Origin of the sequence: Streptomyces sp. NRRL B-3229 (genome assembly GCF_000719505.1) — a bacterium.
GTDB classification, from domain to species: Bacteria; Actinomycetota; Actinomycetes; order Streptomycetales; family Streptomycetaceae; genus Streptomyces; species Streptomyces griseorubiginosus.
In genome coordinates, this window is sequence record NZ_JOGP01000001.1 from 35,361 (window position 1) to 53,187 (window position 17,827).

The 17,827-nt window shown below is 70.6% G+C and carries 22 protein-coding genes; 6 read left to right on the forward strand and 16 right to left on the reverse strand.

Annotated features, from left to right (window positions below; translation table 11 throughout):
• Positions 1 to 110: 110 nt before the first annotated feature.
• Both IF54_RS0100165 and IF54_RS0100170 read left to right on the forward strand, forming a co-directional pair.
• A complete protein-coding gene (locus IF54_RS0100165; protein WP_030313109.1) occupies positions 111 to 956 on the forward strand; it encodes a class I SAM-dependent methyltransferase in 846 nt (281 codons plus the stop codon).
• A gap of 42 nt (positions 957 to 998) precedes the next feature.
• A complete protein-coding gene (locus IF54_RS0100170) occupies positions 999 to 1,169 on the forward strand; it encodes a hypothetical protein (protein ID WP_030313111.1) in 171 nt (56 codons plus the stop codon).
• A gap of 36 nt (positions 1,170 to 1,205) precedes the next feature.
• On the opposite strand, the gene IF54_RS0100175 is transcribed toward IF54_RS0100170, so the two are convergent.
• Genes IF54_RS0100175 through IF54_RS0100235 form a run of 13 tightly spaced genes read right to left on the reverse strand, consistent with a single transcriptional unit; the run spans position 1,206 to position 11,228 of the window.
• Entirely contained in the window at positions 1,206 to 1,490 is a 285-nt protein-coding gene (locus IF54_RS0100175; RefSeq protein WP_020133311.1) for a gas vesicle protein K, read from the reverse strand.
• 1 nt (position 1,491) lies between these two features.
• Entirely contained in the window at positions 1,492 to 1,674 is a 183-nt protein-coding gene (locus IF54_RS0100180; RefSeq protein WP_020133312.1) for a gas vesicle protein, read from the reverse strand.
• Positions 1,671 to 2,441: a GvpL/GvpF family gas vesicle protein gene (locus tag IF54_RS0100185; RefSeq protein ID WP_030313113.1), complete on the reverse strand. Its 771-nt coding sequence runs from the start codon at positions 2,439 to 2,441 to the stop codon at positions 1,671 to 1,673. The genes IF54_RS0100180 and IF54_RS0100185 overlap by 4 nt, the downstream gene beginning before the upstream one ends.
• Entirely contained in the window at positions 2,438 to 2,773 is a 336-nt protein-coding gene (locus IF54_RS0100190) for a gas vesicle protein (RefSeq protein WP_020133314.1), read from the reverse strand. The genes IF54_RS0100185 and IF54_RS0100190 overlap by 4 nt, the downstream gene beginning before the upstream one ends.
• On the reverse strand, positions 2,770 to 3,969 hold the full coding sequence (locus IF54_RS0100195; protein ID WP_030313114.1) for an SRPBCC family protein: 1,200 nt from the start codon (positions 3,967 to 3,969) through the stop codon (positions 2,770 to 2,772). The genes IF54_RS0100190 and IF54_RS0100195 overlap by 4 nt, the downstream gene beginning before the upstream one ends.
• Positions 3,969 to 4,700 carry a hypothetical protein gene (locus tag IF54_RS42615; protein ID WP_030313115.1) on the reverse strand — a complete coding sequence of 244 codons (732 nt, stop codon included), beginning with the start codon at positions 4,698 to 4,700 and terminating at the stop codon, positions 3,969 to 3,971. The genes IF54_RS0100195 and IF54_RS42615 overlap by 1 nt, the downstream gene beginning before the upstream one ends.
• Positions 4,697 to 4,960: a gas vesicle protein GvpG gene (locus IF54_RS0100205; RefSeq protein WP_030313116.1), complete on the reverse strand. Its 264-nt coding sequence runs from the start codon at positions 4,958 to 4,960 to the stop codon at positions 4,697 to 4,699. Before IF54_RS0100205 ends, IF54_RS42615 begins: the two co-directional genes overlap by 4 nt.
• A 6-nt stretch (positions 4,961 to 4,966) precedes the next feature.
• Positions 4,967 to 5,737: a GvpL/GvpF family gas vesicle protein gene (locus tag IF54_RS0100210; protein WP_030313118.1), complete on the reverse strand. Its 771-nt coding sequence runs from the start codon at positions 5,735 to 5,737 to the stop codon at positions 4,967 to 4,969.
• Entirely contained in the window at positions 5,734 to 6,159 is a 426-nt protein-coding gene (locus IF54_RS0100215; protein ID WP_028808892.1) for a gas vesicle structural protein GvpA, read from the reverse strand. The genes IF54_RS0100210 and IF54_RS0100215 overlap by 4 nt, the downstream gene beginning before the upstream one ends.
• Positions 6,160 to 6,214: 55 nt before the next feature.
• A complete protein-coding gene (locus IF54_RS39295) occupies positions 6,215 to 6,583 on the reverse strand; it encodes a gas vesicle protein (RefSeq protein ID WP_030313122.1) in 369 nt (122 codons plus the stop codon).
• A gap of 45 nt (positions 6,584 to 6,628) precedes the next feature.
• Positions 6,629 to 7,558 carry a non-homologous end-joining DNA ligase gene (gene ligD / locus IF54_RS0100225; protein ID WP_030313124.1) on the reverse strand — a complete coding sequence of 310 codons (930 nt, stop codon included), beginning with the start codon at positions 7,556 to 7,558 and terminating at the stop codon, positions 6,629 to 6,631.
• On the reverse strand, positions 7,555 to 9,402 hold the full coding sequence (locus tag IF54_RS0100230; protein WP_030313126.1) for a transketolase: 1,848 nt from the start codon (positions 9,400 to 9,402) through the stop codon (positions 7,555 to 7,557). The genes ligD and IF54_RS0100230 overlap by 4 nt, the downstream gene beginning before the upstream one ends.
• On the reverse strand, positions 9,399 to 11,228 hold the full coding sequence (locus IF54_RS0100235; RefSeq protein ID WP_030313128.1) for an NAD(P)/FAD-dependent oxidoreductase: 1,830 nt from the start codon (positions 11,226 to 11,228) through the stop codon (positions 9,399 to 9,401). The genes IF54_RS0100230 and IF54_RS0100235 overlap by 4 nt, the downstream gene beginning before the upstream one ends.
• 139 nt (positions 11,229 to 11,367) lie before the next feature.
• Here IF54_RS0100235 and IF54_RS0100240 point away from each other — a divergent pair, with 139 nt between their 5' ends.
• Positions 11,368 to 12,327, forward strand: a complete 960-nt coding sequence (locus tag IF54_RS0100240; protein WP_030313132.1) for an LLM class F420-dependent oxidoreductase — start codon at positions 11,368 to 11,370, stop codon at positions 12,325 to 12,327.
• A gap of 3 nt (positions 12,328 to 12,330) precedes the next feature.
• Entirely contained in the window at positions 12,331 to 13,422 is a 1,092-nt protein-coding gene (locus IF54_RS0100245) for an enolase C-terminal domain-like protein (RefSeq protein ID WP_030313134.1), read from the forward strand.
• 78 nt (positions 13,423 to 13,500) lie between these two features.
• Here the strand turns inward: IF54_RS0100245 and IF54_RS0100250 are convergent, their stop codons facing one another.
• Positions 13,501 to 14,517: an SDR family oxidoreductase gene (locus IF54_RS0100250; protein ID WP_030313136.1), complete on the reverse strand. Its 1,017-nt coding sequence runs from the start codon at positions 14,515 to 14,517 to the stop codon at positions 13,501 to 13,503.
• A gap of 33 nt (positions 14,518 to 14,550) precedes the next feature.
• The gene (locus IF54_RS0100255; RefSeq protein ID WP_030313138.1) at positions 14,551 to 15,051 is read right to left on the reverse strand and encodes a phage holin family protein; all 501 of its coding nucleotides are present in this window, start codon (positions 15,049 to 15,051) and stop codon (positions 14,551 to 14,553) included.
• Positions 15,052 to 15,179: 128 nt separating this feature from the next.
• Here IF54_RS0100255 and IF54_RS0100260 point away from each other — a divergent pair, with 128 nt between their 5' ends.
• Both IF54_RS0100260 and IF54_RS0100265 read left to right on the forward strand, forming a co-directional pair.
• A complete protein-coding gene (locus tag IF54_RS0100260) occupies positions 15,180 to 15,530 on the forward strand; it encodes a VOC family protein (protein ID WP_020133328.1) in 351 nt (116 codons plus the stop codon).
• Between the two features lie 536 nt (positions 15,531 to 16,066).
• The gene (locus IF54_RS0100265; RefSeq protein WP_030313140.1) at positions 16,067 to 16,936 is read left to right on the forward strand and encodes an alpha/beta fold hydrolase; all 870 of its coding nucleotides are present in this window, start codon (positions 16,067 to 16,069) and stop codon (positions 16,934 to 16,936) included.
• On the opposite strand, the gene IF54_RS40825 is transcribed toward IF54_RS0100265, so the two are convergent.
• A protein-coding gene (locus tag IF54_RS40825) for an IS5 family transposase (protein ID WP_107047773.1) occupies positions 16,931 to 17,805 on the reverse strand; the annotation gives its coding sequence in 2 pieces (ribosomal slippage) (positions 16,931 to 17,661 and positions 17,661 to 17,805; 876 coding nt in all). The two genes, IF54_RS0100265 and IF54_RS40825, sit on opposite strands and share 6 nt — an antisense overlap.
• Between the last annotated feature and the right edge of the window lie 22 nt (positions 17,806 to 17,827).

Genomic DNA, 17,827 nt, shown 5'->3' on the forward strand with positions numbered 1-17,827 from the left:
CAGGGGGAGGACAGGAGACGGGCAAACCCATATCCCCTGCCTGACGAGCCGTCAGTCCACATGGCAATACATGGGTCTCACCATGCGACATGCGGGCGTACCGTTCAGTCATGTCGAATCCTCAGGACAGACCGCAGGAGACAGCCGTCTACACCCACGGGCACCACGAGTCCGTGCTCCGCTCGCACACCTGGCGCACCGCCGCCAACTCGGCGGCCTATCTGCTCGGCTCGCTGAAGCCCCACATGAAGATCCTCGACATCGGCTGCGGTCCGGGCACGATCACCGCCGACCTGGCCGCGCTGGTCCCCGACGGGCACGTCACCGGCGTGGACCACGCGCCGGGCGTCCTGGACCAGGCACGGGCCACGGCGGCCGAGCGGGGCCTGGCCAACATCGACTTCGCGGTAGCGGACGTGCACGCCCTCGACTACCCCGACGACACCTTCTGCGTGGTCCACGCCCACCAGGTGCTCCAGCACGTCGGCGACCCGGTGCGGGCGCTGCGGGAGATGGCACGGGTCACGAAGCCGGGCGGTTACATCGCCGTCCGCGACGGCGACTACGCCGCCATGACCTGGTACCCGGCTTCCGGGGGGCTCGACGACTGGCTGGACCTGTACCGCCGGGTGGCCCGAGCCAACGGCGGGGAGCCGGACGCCGGGCGCCGGCTGAAGTCCTGGGCGCTGCGGGCCGGGCTGACGGACGTCACGGCGACCTCCAGCACCTGGACCTACTCGACCGCCGAGGAACGCCAGTGGTGGAGCGGGCTGTGGGCGGACCGCACGCTGGCCTCCGCGTACGCGGAGCGGGCCACCGAGGGCGGCCACGCCACCGGACGGGAACTGCGGGCCGTCTCGGACGCCTGGCGGGAATGGGGAAAACAGGAGGACGGCTGGTTCTGTGTTCTGCACGGGGAAATCCTGTGCAGAAAAGAAGCCAAGAAAGACGCCTGAAACACCGCAATAGGGAAACCTGGAATGCAGGAGGTTCAGATCATGATTGCCATCCTGCTCGTACTGCTTCTGATACTGATTCTCTTCGGTGCCGGATTCGCAGTGAAGATTCTCTGGTGGATCGCGCTGGCCCTGCTGGTCCTGTGGCTGCTGGGATTCCTGATGCGTGGGACCACATCGGGCGGCGGCAGAGGCCGCTGGTACAGGTGGTGACGGACCCCGGAACCGTGCCTCCGGAGTCTTCCGGCGTCACTCCCGGGGAAGCAGCGGTCCCAGCGGCCCGAGGTCCAGGTTCAGGTCCTCGGGCCGCAGGCCGTAGCGCTCGCGCAGCTCGGTCATGCGGTCGTCGAGCAGCATCAGGGTGAGCCCGATCCGCTCCTCCTGCTCCTCGCTCAGGTCGCCCTCGTCGAACCGGCGCAGCGCCTGGCGCTCCATGAGCTGCCGGAGCAGCTCCACCACGGTCAGGACCAGCTTGACCAGGTCCCGCTCGACGGTGTCGGGCTCCAGGTCCAGCCGGTTGGGTCGGGCCGTCACGTCAGTCTCCCCAGGGTGAGGGCACTTGCGCGTTGACCGAGCTGATCAGCGCGTTCAGGTCGATGCGGACGAGGTCGACGTCCGCGATGCGCAGGGTGATGTCCCCTGTGATGACGACCCCGCCGGCCAGCAGCCGGTCGAGGAGGTCGACCAGGGCCACCTCGCGCCGTTCGATCACGGTCACGGGCGCTCCTCCTCACTGAGCTGCGTGAAGGAATACGCGGCCCACGGGCCCGTGAGTTCCACGCGCATTCCCGGAGTGTCGTCCTTCATGTGGTCCACCAGTTCCACGAATTCCTCGGAAGCCGTGCGCGGTACGAGATAAGCGGCGTTGAGGACGTTCCGTCCGGGGGCACCGGAAAGCGTGGCGTTCTGCGGGGCGTGCAGTCGGGAATCCTCGGCGTGGGCGGACAGCATGTCGTGAATACGGGTCGCGAAGGACTCCGCCTTCTGCCAGCTGTCCTCGGTCGCCCTGGTCTGCTGCCGCCGCAGCCGGAGATAGTCACGGCCGGACGCCGGCTGCGCGGGCTTCGTCCGCTCCGGCTCGTGCTTCTCGGACTCGGCGTAGACCTTCACGCCCCATTCGACCCGGCCCTGCACCCGGTCGAGGATGCGGTGGAAGTCCTCCTCGCGCGCCTCCATCATCGTCCGTACGCCGCTGTCGTCCCGGAAGACGGTGCCGAGCCGGAGCGGCAGCGGGGTGGTGACGGCGGTGAGCGCGTCGATGACCAGCTGGTGGGTCCGCGCGGTGGCGGTCAGCCACTCGAGGTCCTCCAGATGGGCCCGGAGCGGGGCTTCGGCGAAGTCCCGCTCCGGAACATGGCTCACCACGGCGATCAGACCGTGGTGGGTGAGCAGCCGCGGCGGATCGCCCCCCAGTCCCGTCAGCTGGGACTGGAGGGCGGCGCCGAAGGGACGGCACACGGCGTAGACGTAACGCAGTCCGGTCATGAACCCTCCTCCTGGGCCCGGCGGGGCTCGAGTTCCTCCAACCGGGCCAGCCGCTCGCGCAACTCGGCGTTCTCCCGCGACAGTTCGTCGCGGCGGGCCTTGGTGGACAGGGCCGGGTCGTCCTCCCACCAGTCGATGCCCATCTCCTTGGCCTTGTCGACCGAGGCGACGATCAGCCGCAGTTTGATGGTGAGCAGTTCGATGTCGAGCAGGTTGATGCGGATGTCACCCGCGATCACGATGCCCTTGTCCAGCACTCGCTCCAGGATGTCCGCCAGGTTCGCTCCGCTCCCCTGGCCGTACGGGTCCGGGAGCCGGCTGGGCATGCTCATCGACGGCTCCCGCCCTCGGCGTACTCTTCCTCGTCCTCCGGAGCCTCTTCCTCGTCCTCGGCGAGCTCGTCCTCGGGCTCTTCGTCCTCGGCCAGCTCGTCCTCGGCCTCCTCGTCCTCGGGCAGCTCGTCCTCAGGCTCCTCGTCCTCGGCGAGCTCGTCCTCCGGCTCCTCCTCGTCGTACTCCTCGTACTCGTCCTCGGCTTCCCCGTCCGGGGCTTCCCCGTCCTCTTCCTCCTCGTCCTGGAACTCGTCGTCCGGCTCGGTGTCCTCGTCCTCGGAGGCCTCGGCGCCCTCGTCGTCCTGGGCGTTCTCCTCTTCCTCCTCGGCCACCGCGTCCTCGTGGCTCTTGACGACCTCGCCGTCCTGGATCTCGCCGCGCCAGCCGTCCTCGGCCTCGCCCTTGAGGGTGATGAACCGGGCGAAGTTCTTGAGGTCGAGGCGGGCCCGACGGCCCTGGGCGCGCCAGATGTTGCCGGTCTTCTCGAAAAGGCCACTGGGGTAGTACTCGATCACCAGCAGGACGCGGGTGAGGTTGTCGGCGAGCTTGTGGAAGGAGACAACGCCCTTGGTGCTGCCCTTGGCGCCCTCCGAAGTCCACTGGATCCGTTCGTCGGGGACCTGCTCGGTGGTCGTCGCCTTCCAGCTCCGGGAGGACCAGAAGATCTTCGCCTGCCAGTCGGTGTGGGTGTCGTCGGCGCGGTTCGCGCTCTTGACGCCCTTGGCGAAGGTCGAGAAGTCCTGGTACTGCGTCCACTGGTCGTAGGCGGTGCGCAGATCCACGCCCACGTCAATGAACTCCATGATCACCGTGGGCTTCTGACCCGAGCCGCCCTTTTTCTTGCCCTTGCCGCCGCCGAGGTTCTTGAAGGCGCCGACCACGCTGTCCTTGGCCTTGCCCGCTCCGAGCTCCAGCGCGCTGCGCAGCGGCCCCTTGCCCTCGGCGAGCTTCTTGCCGCCGTCGAGGGCGAGCTTGGCGAACCCGGGGCTGTTGCCCTCGGCGATGTCGTTCAGCTTGCCGGTGGTCTCGCCCAGCTTGCGGCCGACGCCGACCAGCATGCGCTGGGCCTGTGCGGCGACGTACTCCTGCACCTCGGCCTTGAGCCGGTCTGCGGCCTCGCTGTGGGCCACCTCGGTCAGCGGGTTGCTCTTCGCCTTGTCGGTGGCGTCGCGTGCGGATCCGACGGTATCGGTCATCACTCATCGCCTCCCTTCGGCATGCGGGCCCGGGTGCCTCGGCCGGCTCCCCTGGCCGCGGTCGTCTTCTTGGCGGCCGTCTTCTTCGCCGTGGTCTTCTTGGCCGCGGTCTTCTGGCCGGCCGTCCGGCTCTGGGACGCCTTCTTGGCCGGCGCCTTCCTGGCCGGCGCCTTCTTCGCGGGGGCCTTCTTGGCCGCCGACTTCTTGGCGGGGGCCTTCTTGGCCGTCCTCTTCGCGGCGGCCGGGGCCTCGTCCGACTCGTCGTCGGCCTCGTCGTCGGCTTCCGCCTCGGCGTCGTCGTCGACCTCGTCGTCGGCCTCGGCGTCCTTGCCGCCCCTGGTGCCAGTCTCCTCCTCGTCCGGCTCCTCGTCCTCCTCGGAGTCGTCGTCCTGGAGGCCGGGCACCTCCGGCGCCACATCGGAGAGCTGGTCGCGGACCTGGGCGGTCCGGCCGTGCAGCCGGTCGGCGATCGCGTCGAGCTGCCGCTCCACCATGGCCCCGGAGGCCGCCTTGCCGACGCCCCTCAGATCCTCGCGGAGGGTGTCGCCTATCTCCTTGAACTGCGGGTTCTTCAGCAGTTGCTGGGAGACCAGGTCAGCGACCATCTTCGGGCTGAGGTGCATCCGCTTGCCGGCCACGATCGAGCCGACCGCGAAGGCCAGTTTCAGTTTCTTCGTACGTCCCAGGAGATATCCGGCCCCTACCGCGAGGCCCATTCCCACTCGGTTCATCGTGTCGTCCCGTCGCCAGTCCCCGCGCCGCCGCGCAGGCCGATCTCCAGTCGTTCGAGGAGCTCGTCCTCCTGTCGGTCGAATTCCTCCTCGTCGATCTCGCCCGCCTCAAGACGCTCCTCGAGCCGGGCGAGCTCGGCCCGGACCGCTGCCGGGTCGTAGTAGAGGCGCTCCGCTTCGTTCAGCACCTGTCTGATCACCCAGGCGCTGCCGCGCACCGGGGCGAAGGGCAGGAGCAGAACCTCTCCGATGAGACCCACACCGGCTCACTCCTCCGCGTGGTCGATGCCCACCGTGGTGCCCGCCGGCTCACCCGGTCCGGGTTCGACGAAGCTGTACGGCGGGAGCGGGCCGTTGACCCGCAGGTCGAGGTGCGGATGGCTCTTGCGGAGCTGGTCCACCTCCTCGAGGAAGGACGCGGCGTCGTCGCGCGCCACCATGAAGGACACGTTGGCCAGCCAGCCGCTGGACTCGGGCCCGACGCTGATCGCCTCGGCAGCCGGCTCCAGGACCTGGCGCACCTCCTCCGCGTCCTCGGCCTCACGGGCCTTGACCGCGGCCACGACCATCTCGCCGAGCCGGAGACGGTCCTCGTAACTGCCGCCGCCCGCCTGCCGGTTGGCCTCGGTGGCGGAGCGGATCTCCGGGTTGTCGGACATCACGCGGTGCAGTACGGCCTCTTCGTCGTGCGTGGCCTTGACGTTGTACTCGACCTTGCCGTCGAGGGTGCGCAGCCGCTCCTGGTAGTGGTCGGCGCGTTCCGCGAGCACCGAGGTGACGGTGTCGTCGTCCGGTGCCACGCTGCCGAACCGCATGGGCAGCACGGAACCCTCCGCGCCCGCCTCGCTCAGCACGTTCTGGTGGGCGAGCAGGTCACGGCGCTTGGGCCGCAGCCCCTCGGGGGCCTCGCTGACGACGGCCGCCAGCTCGCCCTCCTTCAGCACCCGCACCGGCATCGCGGGATCGCCGACCCCTGCCAGCCCCTCGGGGAGGTCGGGGTGGGAGGCGGCGATGATGCCGTAGACGTACGTGCTCACTCCTGCTCCTCCTTCCTGCGCGAGGCGGTGGACTTACGGGTGCGCGGCCGCGACTCGCTCTGACCGTCCCCCTCACGCGCCTGCTTGAAGGCGTCGGAGATGGTCTCCGCGGCGCCGGAGAGCGCCCCCTTGGACTTGCCGCGCGCGCCGGACTCGGTGATCTCGCCCATGATGTCGGGCAGGCCCGGGCTCTTGTGCGGCCCGGACTCCAGGTCGAGTCGGTTGCACGCCTCGGCGAAGCGCAGATAGGTGTCGACGCTGGCCACCACGACCCGTACGTCGATCTTGAGGATCTCGATGCCCACGAGGGAGACTCGAACGAATGCGTCGATGACGAGCCCCCTGTCGAGGACCAGTTCAAGGACGTCGTAGAGACCGCTGGAGCCGCCTCCACCGCCCTGCTGTGCCGGAACGACGGTCATGCCGACCATGCCTCCTTGTCGGTGGTGTCGTGAACGGATGTCCGATGCGGGCGGTCTAGCGACCGCCCTGCCTGTGTGCGTCGGCCCGCCCGCGTTCGTAGCGGCGGATGCGGCGGTAGCCGGTGAGCTGACCCTCGGGGTCGAGCTCGACCTGGTAGCTCGCCATCAGGCTCATCGTGTCGGGAACACGGGAGAGTTCGAGGACCTCGACCTCCACCGACCAGCCGTCCTCGGTCTGCTCGAAGGAGGAGACGTTCTCGGCCGTCATGCCGGTCAGCTCGGAGAGCTGGGCGCGCGCCTGGCGCAGCACCTCCATCGGCTTGGGCCGTCGCTGGTCCGTCACGTTCTCGTCCGTGTCCTTTTCTTCCCCTCTGGGGGGCTTCCGTGAATCCTGTGATGCTGATGTGTCTCTTGTGTTCGCCATGGCCACCTCTCACCTCGGGTGGCCGTTCACACGTTCGCCAAACCTTCAGGACGACATCAACGCGTTCAGCCTGCGCCGGGCCGGTCCGAGAGCCCGTCCTCCCGCCAGAATCCCGGCCCAGGGATCGGTGCGGGCCTGCTCCACGGCGTCGGCGACGGTCCAGCGGCGGGCGTCCAGTCCGGGATCGTCGAGCTGGGCCCAGCTCACCGGCGTGGCCACGGGAGCTCCTGGTTTCGCCCGTACGGTGAAGGGGGCGACGGCCGTCTGCGCGTAGCCGTTGCGCTGGACGTCCAGGTAGAGGCGGTCACCGCGGTCCTTCTTGCGGGCGGCGGTGGTGAACTGCTCGGGGTGCCCGGCGACCAGGGTGTCGGCGACGTCCTTGGCGAACTCACGCACCTCGTCGAAGTCGTGGCCGCCGTTGAGGGGAACGATGACATGCAGTCCGCGCGAGCCGGTGGTCATCAGCGCGGAGGGCAGCCTCAGCTCGTCCAGTAGCTCCCCGAGCAGCCGGGCCGCCTCGCGCACCGCCTCGAAGTCGTCCCCTGCCGGGTCGAGGTCGAACACCATCCGGTCCGGGCGCTCCACGCTGCCGGCCCGGGACAGCCAGCGGTGCACGGTGAGGGCGGCCTGGTCGGCGAGGTACAGGAGGGTGGCGGTGTCGTCACAGACGGTGTGGCAGACGGTGCCGCCCTCCTTCGTCACCTCGACCCGGTGGATCCACTCCGGATACGAGTCCGGGGTGTTCTTCTGCATGAACCGGGGGCCCGCGAGGCCGTCCGGATGCCGTTCCAGCATCAGCGGACGGCCGCGCAGGTGCGGCAGCATGAACGGCGCCACGGACCGGTAGTACGCGACGAGGTCGCCCTTGGTGTACTCCTTGGCGCCGTCCCCGCCGGGGAAGAGCACCTTGTCGGGCCGGTGCACCTCTACGGTGTGCTTGCCCGCGCGTACGGTCCGTACGTCGTCGCTGCTCACGGCACGATCGCCTGCTCCACCAGGAGCCGTGCGGCGGCCGCGACCGACTCGGCGTCGATACCGGCCGCGTGCAGCTGCTCCTCGGGCGAGGCCGAGCCCGGCATCGACCGCACGGCGAGGCGCACCAGCCGCGGGACGGGACGGCCGTCGGTGAAGGCGTCGAGGACGGCGTCGCCGAGGCCGCCCTCTTCGTGGTGGTCCTCCACGGTGAGCAGACAGCCGGTGTCCTCGGCGGCCCGGCGCAGGGTGTCCCGGTCGACGGGCTTGACCGAGTAGAGGTCGATCACCCGCACCCGGATGCCCTCCTGGTCCAGCGCGTCGGCGGCCTTGAGCGCCTCGGGCACGGTGACACCCGCCGCGACGATCGTCATCCGGTCGTCGGCGGAGGACCGCAGCACCTTGCTGCCTCCGATCGGGAACTCCTCGTCGGGCCCGTAGACCACCGGGCTCTCGCCGCGGCCGGTGCGCAGATAGCGGATGCCCTCCAGGTCGGCCATGGCGGCGACCAGGTGCGCGGTCTGGTTGGCGTCGCACGGGTACAGCACGGTCGAGCCGTGCACCGCCCGCATCATCGCCAGGTCCTCCAGACCCATCTGGCTGGGCCCGTCCTGCCCGATGGCGACGCCCGCGTGCGAGCCGACCAGGTTGATGCCGGCCCCGCTGATGGAGGCCATCCGCACGAAGTCGTAGGCGCGCGTCAGGAAGGCGGCGAAGGTTCCGGCGTACGGCACCCAGCCGCGCGCGGCGAGGCCCACGGCGGCCGCGACCATCTGCTGTTCGGCGATGTAGCACTCGAAGTAGCGCTCGGGGTGCTCCTTGGCGAAGAACTCGGTGCGGGTGGAGTCGCCGACCTCGCCGTCGAGGGCGACGACGTCGCCGCGTCCGGTGCCGAGGGCGGTGAGGGCGTGGCCGTAGGCGTCCCGGGTGGCGACCTCTTCTCCCTTGTCCCACTTGGGCAGTTCGACGTGCCCGGCGCGCACGGCGTGCAGGATGCGGGCGGCCGGCGGCTCCTGCACCCGGACGCGGAGGTTGCGGACGCCGCCGAGTTCCTCGATGGCGTCGTCGGCGTTCTTCAGCGGCTTGCCGTGCAGGCCCTCGCGGTCCTGGACGTCCTCGACGCCCTTGCCCTTGAGGGTGCGGGCGATGACGGCCGTGGGCTGGCCCTTGGTGGACGCGGCCTCCCCGTAGGCGCGGTCGATGGCGTCCACGTCATGTCCGTCGACCTCGACGGTGTGCCAGCCGAACGCCTGGAAGCGGCGCGCGTAGGCGTCGAGGTCGTGGCCGTGCCGGGTCTCGCCGCGCTGGCCGAGCCGGTTGACGTCGATGATCGCGGTGATGTTGTCGAGGTGCTCGGCTCCCGCCTGTTCGGCGGCCTCCCAGATGGAGCCCTCGGCGAGTTCGCTGTCGCCGCAGAGCACCCACACGCGGTAGCCGCTGCGGTCCAGGCGCTGCCCGGCCAGCGCGATGCCGACGCCCACGGGCAGCCCCTGGCCGAGCGAACCGGTCGCCGTCTCGACCCAGGGCAGCCGGCGCGGGGTCGGGTGTCCTTCGAGGCGGCTGCCGAGCTTCCGGAAGGTCAGCAGCTCCTCGTCGTCGAGGGCACCGGCCGCCTTGAAGACGGCGTACATCAGCGGTGAGGCGTGGCCCTTGGACAGCACGAAGCGGTCGTTGGCCGGGTGGGCGGGGCGGTCGAAGTCGTAGCGGAAGTGGTGCGCGAAGAGAACGGCCATCAGGTCCGCCGCGGACATCGAGGAGGTGGGGTGCCCGGAGCCCGCGGCGGCGGAGGCGCGGACGCTGTCCACGCGCAACTGCTGGGCGAGTTCGACGAGTTCACCGGTATTCATGAGTCTCCTTCCGAGGAGTCCGCGTCGGTGTGCTGGACGGGGGCGGGGCCTGCATCGGGGCCGGGGCTCGGCCGCGACTCCCCGCCGCCCTGCGTCTCACCGGGCGCAGGGCCCGGCTGATTCCTGGCGGGTTCCCCGCCCGGCTGGTTCCTGGCGGGTTCCCCGCCCGGCTGATTCCTGGCGGGTTCCCCGCCGGGCTGGTTCGTCGCGGGTTCGTGGGGGGACCGGTTGTGCGCGGGACCGTCTCCGGACCGGTGCTGCGCGCCCTCGCGGGCCTTCGCCTCGGCGATCACCGCCTCACCCGCGCTCGGCTCGACGTCCCTCACTTCCCTCGCCTCCTGCACTTCTCCGGCCTCCTGCAATGCGCTCGCCTCCTGCTCTTCCTTCGCCTTCCGCGCTTCCCCCGCCCCCTTCGCCGGCCCCGGATCGTCCTGCTCCAGCGCTCCCGGACCCGGCTGCGTGTCCCGGGCCGTCGCCGCTCCCGGTCCTGAACGTGCCTCCGCCTCCTCGCGGGCGCCCGGCCGCCCCGGTACCCGGGCCAGCTCCGGCGAGTCCGACTCCAGCGGCACCGACCAGGACCGCACGAGGCCCAACTGCACGGCCTGACGCGGGAGTACGGCGTCCAGGAGCCAGTCGGCGGCCACGCGGACGCGGTTGCCGGGCATCGCTGCGAGGTGGTAGCCGCGGGTGACCGCCCCGGCCGCGACCCCGGACAGCGGGATGTGCAGCGGGTTGGCGGCGGCCTTGGCGCCCCCGAGGTCCACGACGAAGCCCAGGTCCCTGTGCCGGTAGGGCTGCCGCTCACCGTCCCCGAAGGAGGCGGCGATGTTGTGGGCCACCGTCTTCCCGTGCCGCCAGGCGTGCTGCGCGGTCATCGGCGTGAAGCCGCCCGGGTCGTCCAGGTCCGGCACTGCGGCCGCGTCCCCGCAGGCGAACACCTCGGGGCGGCCAGGGAGTTGGAGGTAGGGGTCGACGAGGAGCCGTCCGCGTTCGAGGGGCTGGCCGGTCGACTCCACCAGGGGGTCCGGCCGTACGCCGACGCACCACACCAGGGTGCGGGTCGCGACGAACTCGCCGTCGGTCAGCAGCACCCCGTCCGGCGTGGCCTCCTTCACGGAGGTCCCCATGCGCACCTCCACCCCGCGTTCCCGCAGGGTACGGTCGGCGGTGGTGGAGAGGTGTTCGTCGAGTTCGGGCAGCACCCGGTCGGCGATGTCGAGAAGGATCCAGCGCGGCCGGATGCCGTTCCGCAGGGGGTGCTTGCGGACCTGCGCGTCGGTGTAGCGCTGCCCGTGCGCGGCGACCTCGGTACCGGTGTAACCGGCACCGACCACCACGAAGGTGCAGCGGGCCTCGCAGCCGGCACGGTCCTCCGCGGCGGCCGCGAGTTCCACCTGGCGGGTGACGTGGTCCCGCAGGTACAGGGCCTCGGGCAGCCCGCGGAAGCCGTGCGCGTACTCGGCGACCCCGGGAACGGGCAGCAGCTTGTTGACGCTGCCGACGGCCAGCACGAGCCGGTCGTAGGGCAGGCTCCCGCGCTCGCCCTCCGGACCGGTGTAGTGGACGGTCCCGGCGTCCATGTCGACGCCGTCGGCCTCGCCCAGCACCAGCCGCACCCGGGGCAGAGTGCCGGAGAGGGAGACGGTGACGCGCCGGGGTTCCAGGACGCCGGCGGCGACCTGGGGCAGCAGGGGCACGTACAGGAAGTAGTCGGTCGGGTTGAGCAGGGTGATGTCGGCCTTGCCGCGGGCTTTTCGGGACAGTTCCTTGGCCGTCCGGTACCCGGCGAAGCCGGCACCGACGATCACGATGCGGGGTCGACTCACGGTTCGCCTCCGGGGCTGTCGCGTACCTCGGGAGCCTTCCGCGTCCCCCTGGCCAGGACGCCCAAACGCCGGTTTCCGCACGGGTCGCCGGGTACTCGGGGCAAGCCCGTTGTATGCGGAACCGCCGGAGGTACCCCCCATGCCCGAATACGGCTATTTCCTGTCGTGCGAGGAGTTCGGACCCGCGGAGCTGGTCGAACAGGCGCGAATGGCCGAACAGGCCGGTTTCACCGCGCTGTGGATCTCCGACCACTACCACCCGTGGAACGACGCGCAGGGCCAGAGCCCCTTCGTCTGGTCGGTGATCGGCGCGCTCTCGGAGGCGGTGTCGCTGCCCATCGAGACGGCCGTGACCTGCCCGACCGTGCGGATCCACCCGGCGGTGGTGGCGCAGGCCGCGGCCACCTCGGCCGTCATGACGAACGGCCGCTTCCGGCTCGGCGTGGGCTCCGGCGAGGCGCTGAACGAGCACATCCTCGGCCATGTCTGGCCGCCCGCGCACATCCGGCTGGAGATGCTGGAGGAGTCGATCCAGGTGATGCGGCGCCTGTTCACGGGTGAGGAGGTCAACCACCACGGCACGCACTACACGGTCGAGAACGCCCGCCTCTACACGGTCCCGGACGAGCCCGTCCCCATCGACATCTCCGGCTTCGGCCCGGCGGCCACCGCGCTGGCGTCCCGGGTCGGGGACGGCTACATCACGATGATGCCCGACGAGTCGATGGTCGAGCAGTACCGCAAGGGCGGCGGGGCCGGGAAGCCGGTCAGCGGCGGCACCAAGGTCTGCTACGGCACCGACCGCGCGGAGTGCGTCCGGACCGTCCGCAAGCTGTGGTTCAACCAGTTCCTGCCCGGCGAGATGGGCCAGATCCTGCCCTCGCCGAGCCACTTCGAGCAGTTGGGGCCGCTGGTCACCGAGGACATGGTGACCGAGAAGACGGTGTGCGGGGACGACGTCGACGAGCACGTGTCCGCGCTGAGCGCCTTCGCCGACGCGGGCTTCGACCGGATCTACGTCAACCAGATCGGCCCCGACCAGCGCGGCTTCTTCGACTTCTACCGCACGAAGGTGCTGCCCCAGCTCCAGCAGGGATGAGCGATGAAACTGCTCAGGCCCGTCGTCTCGGTGTACACGGTCCCGACGGACGCCCCCGAGGCGGACGGGACGCTCGCGTGGGACACCACGACCATGGTGATCGCCGAGGTGTCCACGGGCGAGGAGACCGGCACGGGCTGGACGTACGGCCCGGCCGCGGTCGGTGACTTCCTCACCGAGCACCTCGGACCGCTGGTCGAGGGCCGCGATCCGCTGGACATCCCCGCGCTGCACGACGCGATGTGCCGCTCGGTCCGCAACGCGGGCCGTCCGGGCATCGCGGCGGGCGCGATCTCGGCGCTCGACATCGCCCTGTGGGACCTGAAGGCCCGGATCCTCGAACTCCCCCTGGCCCGCCTTCTGGGCGTGGCCCGGGAGCGGGTCCCGGTCTACGGCAGCGGCGGCTTCACGACGTACCACGACACGCATCTGGCCGCGCAGCTCAACGGCTGGGTGCACGGCCAGGGCATCCCGCGCGTCAAGCTGAAGATCGGCGAGAGCTGGGGCCGGGCGGTGGCCCGGGACCTATCCCGGGTCCGCACGGCCCGTGAAGTCATCGGCTCCGACGCGGAGTTGTACGTCGACGCGAACGGGGCGTACACCCGCAAGCAGGCGGTCCGGGTGGGCGGGGCATTGGTGGAGGAGGGTGTCGGCTGGTTCGAGGAGCCGGTGTCCTCGGACGACCTGACCGGGCTGCGGCTGGTCCGCGACGCGCTCGTGTGCGATGTGACGGCCGGCGAGTACGGCTACGACCTCCCGTACTTCGCCCGCATGATCGCGGCCGGCGCGGTCGACTGTCTCCAGATCGACGCGACCCGCTGCGGCGGCCTCACGGAGTTCCTGCGCGCGGCGGCCCTGGCCCAGGCGCACGGCCTGGAGGTCTCGACGCACTGCGCTCCGCACGCCCACGCGGCGGCGGCCGCCTCGATCCCCAACATCCGCCACATGGAGTGGTTCCACGACCACGTCCGCATCGAGGACATGTTCTTCGACGGAGCCCTCGACCCGACAGGGGGCACGGTCCGGCCGCTGGCGGGGGTGGGGCATGGGCTGACGTTGCGGACGGAGGAGGTGGAGGAGTACCGGGTGGCGTAGCCACGGACACGCCGAACAACCCTGAGCGGCGGGGCCGTTGGCTCCCGCCGCTCCTCGTGCGTCCATGCGTCCCTGCGTTCAGCCCCGTCGGCGGATCCCGGAGGTCGCGACGACCCCCAGCGCTCCGGCCGCGGCCGCCACGAGCCCCACGCCCATCCGGGCGCGGTTGCGGGAGAGCCAGTCCTGGGGGCTGTGGTGCACGGCCTCCTCGTCGAAGCGGCCGTGCGCGCCGTGGTCCCGTCCGTGCGGTCCGTCCGCGGGGGCCCACAGGTTTCCGGGACCGCTGTGCTCGCCTTCCTCCTGCTGCGCCTCGATGTTGGTGCGGGCGAGGTAGCGGTCCAGGACCCCCGGCATCACCGCGTTGGCGACGAGCGTGGCCGCCGTGGACCCGCCGACCCAGTACTCGCGCCGCCGCGGGTGGAAGGCCGCGTGCACGACCGCGCGGGCGGCGATCTCCGGCTGGTAGACCGGCGCCACCGGCCGGGCCCGCCCGGGCATCCGGTTCAACACCCAGTCGAACTGCGGGGTGTTGAGGCCGGGCAGCTGCACCATCGTCGTGCGCACGCCACTGCCCGCGTGGAGCAGCTCGCACCGCAGGGACTCGTTGAACCCCTGGATGGCGTGCTTGGCCCCGCAGTACGCCGACTGGAGCGGGATGCCCCGGTAGGCCAGCGCCGAGCCGACCTGCACGATCGTCCCGTGGTCATGGGGCTGCATGTGCCGCAGGGCGGCCCTGGTGCCGAACACATAGCCCAGGTAGGTCACTTCGGTGACCCTCCGGAACTCGTCCGGGGTGATCTCGGTGAACGGGGCGAAGACGCCGGTGAAGGCGTTGTTGACCCATACGTCGATGTGCCCGAAGGCGTCCACGACCTGCTGTGCGGCGTCCTCGACGGCCTTCGCGTCGGACACGTCGACGCTCACGACGAGCGCCTCACCCCCGGCCCGCTCCACTTCGTCGGCCGCCGCGGCGAGGCCTTCGCGTCCCCGGGCGAGGAGGGCGACCCGGGCGCCGCGCTCGGCGAAGGCCCGGGCCGTGGCCCGTCCCACCCCGCCGCTGGCTCCGGTCACCACCACGACCTTGCCGTGCTTCACGCGCGATTCCTCCCATGGGTCGGGCACCGGGCGTTACGCGCGGTGGTGCGGCTGCTCGGGATCGGTACCGGCCTGCGCCGGCGCCGCACCGGGCTCCGGCGTGCCCGTCGCTCCGGGCGCGACCGGCGGCATGGGCGGGTACGGCGTGCCGGGCCCGGCCGGCGGGGCGGCCACCGGGGCGGTGCCTCCGACGCCCGCACCGACACCCGCACCGGCGCCCTGCCCGGCCTCGGGCCGGGACCCTCCGGGCCTCGCCGCGCCGCGCAGCACATAGGCCACGGCGCCCAGGATGACAGCGGTGATCAGGGCGGCGGCCCAGTCGGGCAGCCCGAGGGCGAGGGCGAGACCCACGGCCAGGGCCAGGGCGGCGCCCGCGTACAGGGCGACGGCACCGGACGCGGCGTACAGCATGGCCGTACGGCGCTGCTTGCGCGTCTGTTCGCGCAGTTCGTCCCGTACGGTCTCGCGTGCCACCTGCGCCAGCTCGTCGACCAGATGCTTGTCCAGATGCTCCAGGTGATCCAAGCGGTCCATGGCCGCCGGGTACCCGTACGGGCGTACGCGTAACGCCCGCCGGGCCGGCTGTGCGGCACCGGCGGCCGGGTCGGGAGGATCGCGTGAAACGATCTCCCGCGGCCGGCCGGCCGAACTAGGCTCGGCTCATGGAAATTCTGGGAACCACGCTGCGTGTCTGCGTCGACGACCTGGACAGCGCGGTCGTCTTCTACGAACGGCTCGCGGGCGCCACGGCCCTCCGTTTCGAGCGCGGCGGCGTCCAGGTGGCCGCGGTGGGCTGCTTCCTGCTGATGAGCGGGCCGGAGGCGGAGCTGGAGGTGCTGCGCAAGGTCGCGGCGACCATCGCCGTGAAGGACGTCGACGAGGCCCGCCGGCTCCTCGACGAGCTGGGCGCCCGGATCATCGCGGGCCCGGTGCCGACCCCGGTGGGCCGCAACCTGATCGCGATGCACCCGGACGGCGTGGTGTACGAGTACGTCGACCGCAACGTCACCTAGGGCCCGTCGTTTGGATCAGGTTGGTTGTGAGGTGCGGTGCCTGTCAGCCGACCCGAGCGGGGTCAGATGCGCGTGCCAGACTCCGCGGCACCGGGATGATCCAAACGACAGGCCCTAGGGGGCGTCGGGCTGCCCGATCACAGTGGCCAGGGTCCCACCGCTTCACACTGAATTTCCCGCATAAAGGAGATGATGGACATGGCCCCCGCACGACAGCGGTGATGAGAAGGCCCGTCCGTCGAAGCCAAGGTCGTGCGGGCGGCGAAGTGCACAAGCGGAAGGACTCATACGAGTAGTGCGGATGATCTTTCACTGAGTACTGTGAAGCATCGGATGGGCAGCTGTCGTAAGCCGCCCTCGTGACTCCGCGCTTGACCGCTGGCGTTTGCCATGCACGAAGACGCTTCTGCGGCGGGGATGGTGCGCTGCGGGACGACGACTCGTTCCCCGGCCTCGGTCGCGAGGTGGTTCGCGGCGCCGGAACGGGCGATGCGCGTGCTGCCGACGCCGCGCAGGGCCAGAAAGTGAGCAGATAGATGCAACCGACGTTCGTACTGGTTCACGGAGCTTTCGCGAACTCCTTCTCCTTCGCACCGCTCCAAGCCGAACTCGGCCTCCTCGGACACCGCTCCGTCGCAGTCGACCTTCCCGGGCACGGGTTCGCCGCGACGTACCCGCGCGCCTACCAGGCTCCGCAGGACCTCGAGGGGCTCGCCAACGCGCCCGGGGCCATCAAGGGCGTCACGCTCGCCGACAACGCCGCGCACCTCATCGGGATCCTGGAGCGGGCCAAGCGGAACGGGCCCGTCATCCTCGTCTCACACAGTCGCGGCGGCATGACGGCCACCGTCGCGGCCAACCAGCGGCCCGACCTGGTCGACCGCATCGTCTATGTCTCCGCCTGGTGCCCCGTCGACCTCGACGTCAGCGCCTACTATGCCGAGCCCGAGATGGCCACGGTCGACGCCACAGGGCTGGCATCGGCGATGGTCGGGAATCCTGCCCAGCTCGGGCTGCTGCGCTCCAACTTCCGCACCGCCGACCCCGGTGTCCTCGCGGCCTTCAAGGCGGCCTTCCTCGCCGACGGGACGGACGAGGAGTTCATGGTCTTCCTCAACACCTTCCAACCCGACGAGAACCTCGACGCCGGCACACCCAAGGACCGGGCACAGGCCGACACCTGGGGGCGGATCCCCAAGACATACATCCGGCTGACCGAGGACACCAGCGTGCCGCTCGCCATGCAGGACCGGATGATCCGCGAGGGCAACGCACTGACGCCGGACAACCCCTACGACGTCCGTACACTCACCAGCAGCCACCTGAAGTGGCTGGTAGACCCGGCACCGGCCGCCCGGGTTCTGGGCGAACTCGCCACGCTCTCGCTCTCGCCCAGCGGATCATGATCGGAGCCAGATGAGGAGAGCAGCGGCGGTGACAGTGCCGAGGTAGACGTACCCTCGCTTGTCATATCGGGTAGCGACGGCTCTGAACTGCTTAGGCCGTCCGCCGCGTGAACCCCGGCGCAGCCGGGCGGCCTTGTGGTCCTTCTTCTCCGGGATGACGTGCTGGATACCGCGCTTGCGAAGGTAGGTGCGGATCTTGCGGTTGCTGTATGCCTTGTCGGCGCCCACGCTGTCCGGAGTGCGACGGGGACGCCCGAGCCCCATGCGGGGAACGCGGATCTTGTCCATCACCGGCTCGAACTGGGTGCAGTCCGCCCGCTGGCCCGGCGTGATGAGCAGGGTCAGCGGTCGGCAGCGACCCTCCGCGGCGACATGGACCTTGGTGGTGAGCCCGCCGCGGGAGCGGCCAAGGGCTTCGCCCGGCGCTCCGCTTCCTCCACCAGGAGGTGCAAGGTGGTGTGCGCGTGGGCATGAACTGATCTTGCTGGTGCCCCCTTTTGAGGAGCTGGGTGAAGTAGGTGGCGGCCTCTTGGGAGCGCCGGCGGCGTGCTGGTGGGCCCGCACGGAAGTGGAGTCGACGTTGACGTTCCAGTCGATGTCGCCGTCGGCGTCGGCAGCGGCCTGGACGTGCTGAAGGAGCATCTCCCAAGTGCCGTCTGCCGACCACAGCAAATGCCGCTTGTGGACCGTCTTCCATGGCCCGAAGCGTTCGGGCAGTTCACGCCGTGCACGCCAGTGCCGAGCCGGTGAATGATCCCGTTGATCACCTGACGGTGATCCCGCCAACGGCCGCATCGATTGTCGCTCACCGGCAACAGCGGCTCCAACACAGCCCACTCGGTGTCAGTCAGATCGCCCCTGCTGAGCATGACCAGAACAACGAACTACCTG

Coding starts and splice junctions, on each gene's coding strand:
- IF54_RS0100165 (WP_030313109.1), top strand. CDS start 111: ATGTCGAATCCTCAGGACAGACCGCAGGAGACAGCCGTCTACACCCAC.
- IF54_RS0100170 (WP_030313111.1), top strand. CDS start 999: ATGATTGCCATCCTGCTCGTACTGCTTCTGATACTGATTCTCTTCGGT.
- IF54_RS0100185 (WP_030313113.1), bottom strand. CDS start 2,441: ATGACCGGACTGCGTTACGTCTACGCCGTGTGCCGTCCCTTCGGCGCC.
- IF54_RS0100190 (WP_020133314.1), bottom strand. CDS start 2,773: ATGAGCATGCCCAGCCGGCTCCCGGACCCGTACGGCCAGGGGAGCGGA.
- IF54_RS0100195 (WP_030313114.1), bottom strand. CDS start 3,969: ATGACCGATACCGTCGGATCCGCACGCGACGCCACCGACAAGGCGAAG.
- IF54_RS42615 (WP_030313115.1), bottom strand. CDS start 4,700: ATGAACCGAGTGGGAATGGGCCTCGCGGTAGGGGCCGGATATCTCCTG.
- IF54_RS0100215 (WP_028808892.1), bottom strand. CDS start 6,159: ATGACCGTCGTTCCGGCACAGCAGGGCGGTGGAGGCGGCTCCAGCGGT.
- IF54_RS39295 (WP_030313122.1), bottom strand. CDS start 6,583: ATGGCGAACACAAGAGACACATCAGCATCACAGGATTCACGGAAGCCC.
- IF54_RS0100230 (WP_030313126.1), bottom strand. CDS start 9,402: ATGAATACCGGTGAACTCGTCGAACTCGCCCAGCAGTTGCGCGTGGAC.
- IF54_RS0100240 (WP_030313132.1), top strand. CDS start 11,368: ATGCCCGAATACGGCTATTTCCTGTCGTGCGAGGAGTTCGGACCCGCG.
- IF54_RS0100245 (WP_030313134.1), top strand. CDS start 12,331: ATGAAACTGCTCAGGCCCGTCGTCTCGGTGTACACGGTCCCGACGGAC.
- IF54_RS0100255 (WP_030313138.1), bottom strand. CDS start 15,051: ATGGACCGCTTGGATCACCTGGAGCATCTGGACAAGCATCTGGTCGAC.
- IF54_RS0100260 (WP_020133328.1), top strand. CDS start 15,180: ATGGAAATTCTGGGAACCACGCTGCGTGTCTGCGTCGACGACCTGGAC.
- IF54_RS0100265 (WP_030313140.1), top strand. CDS start 16,067: ATGCAACCGACGTTCGTACTGGTTCACGGAGCTTTCGCGAACTCCTTC.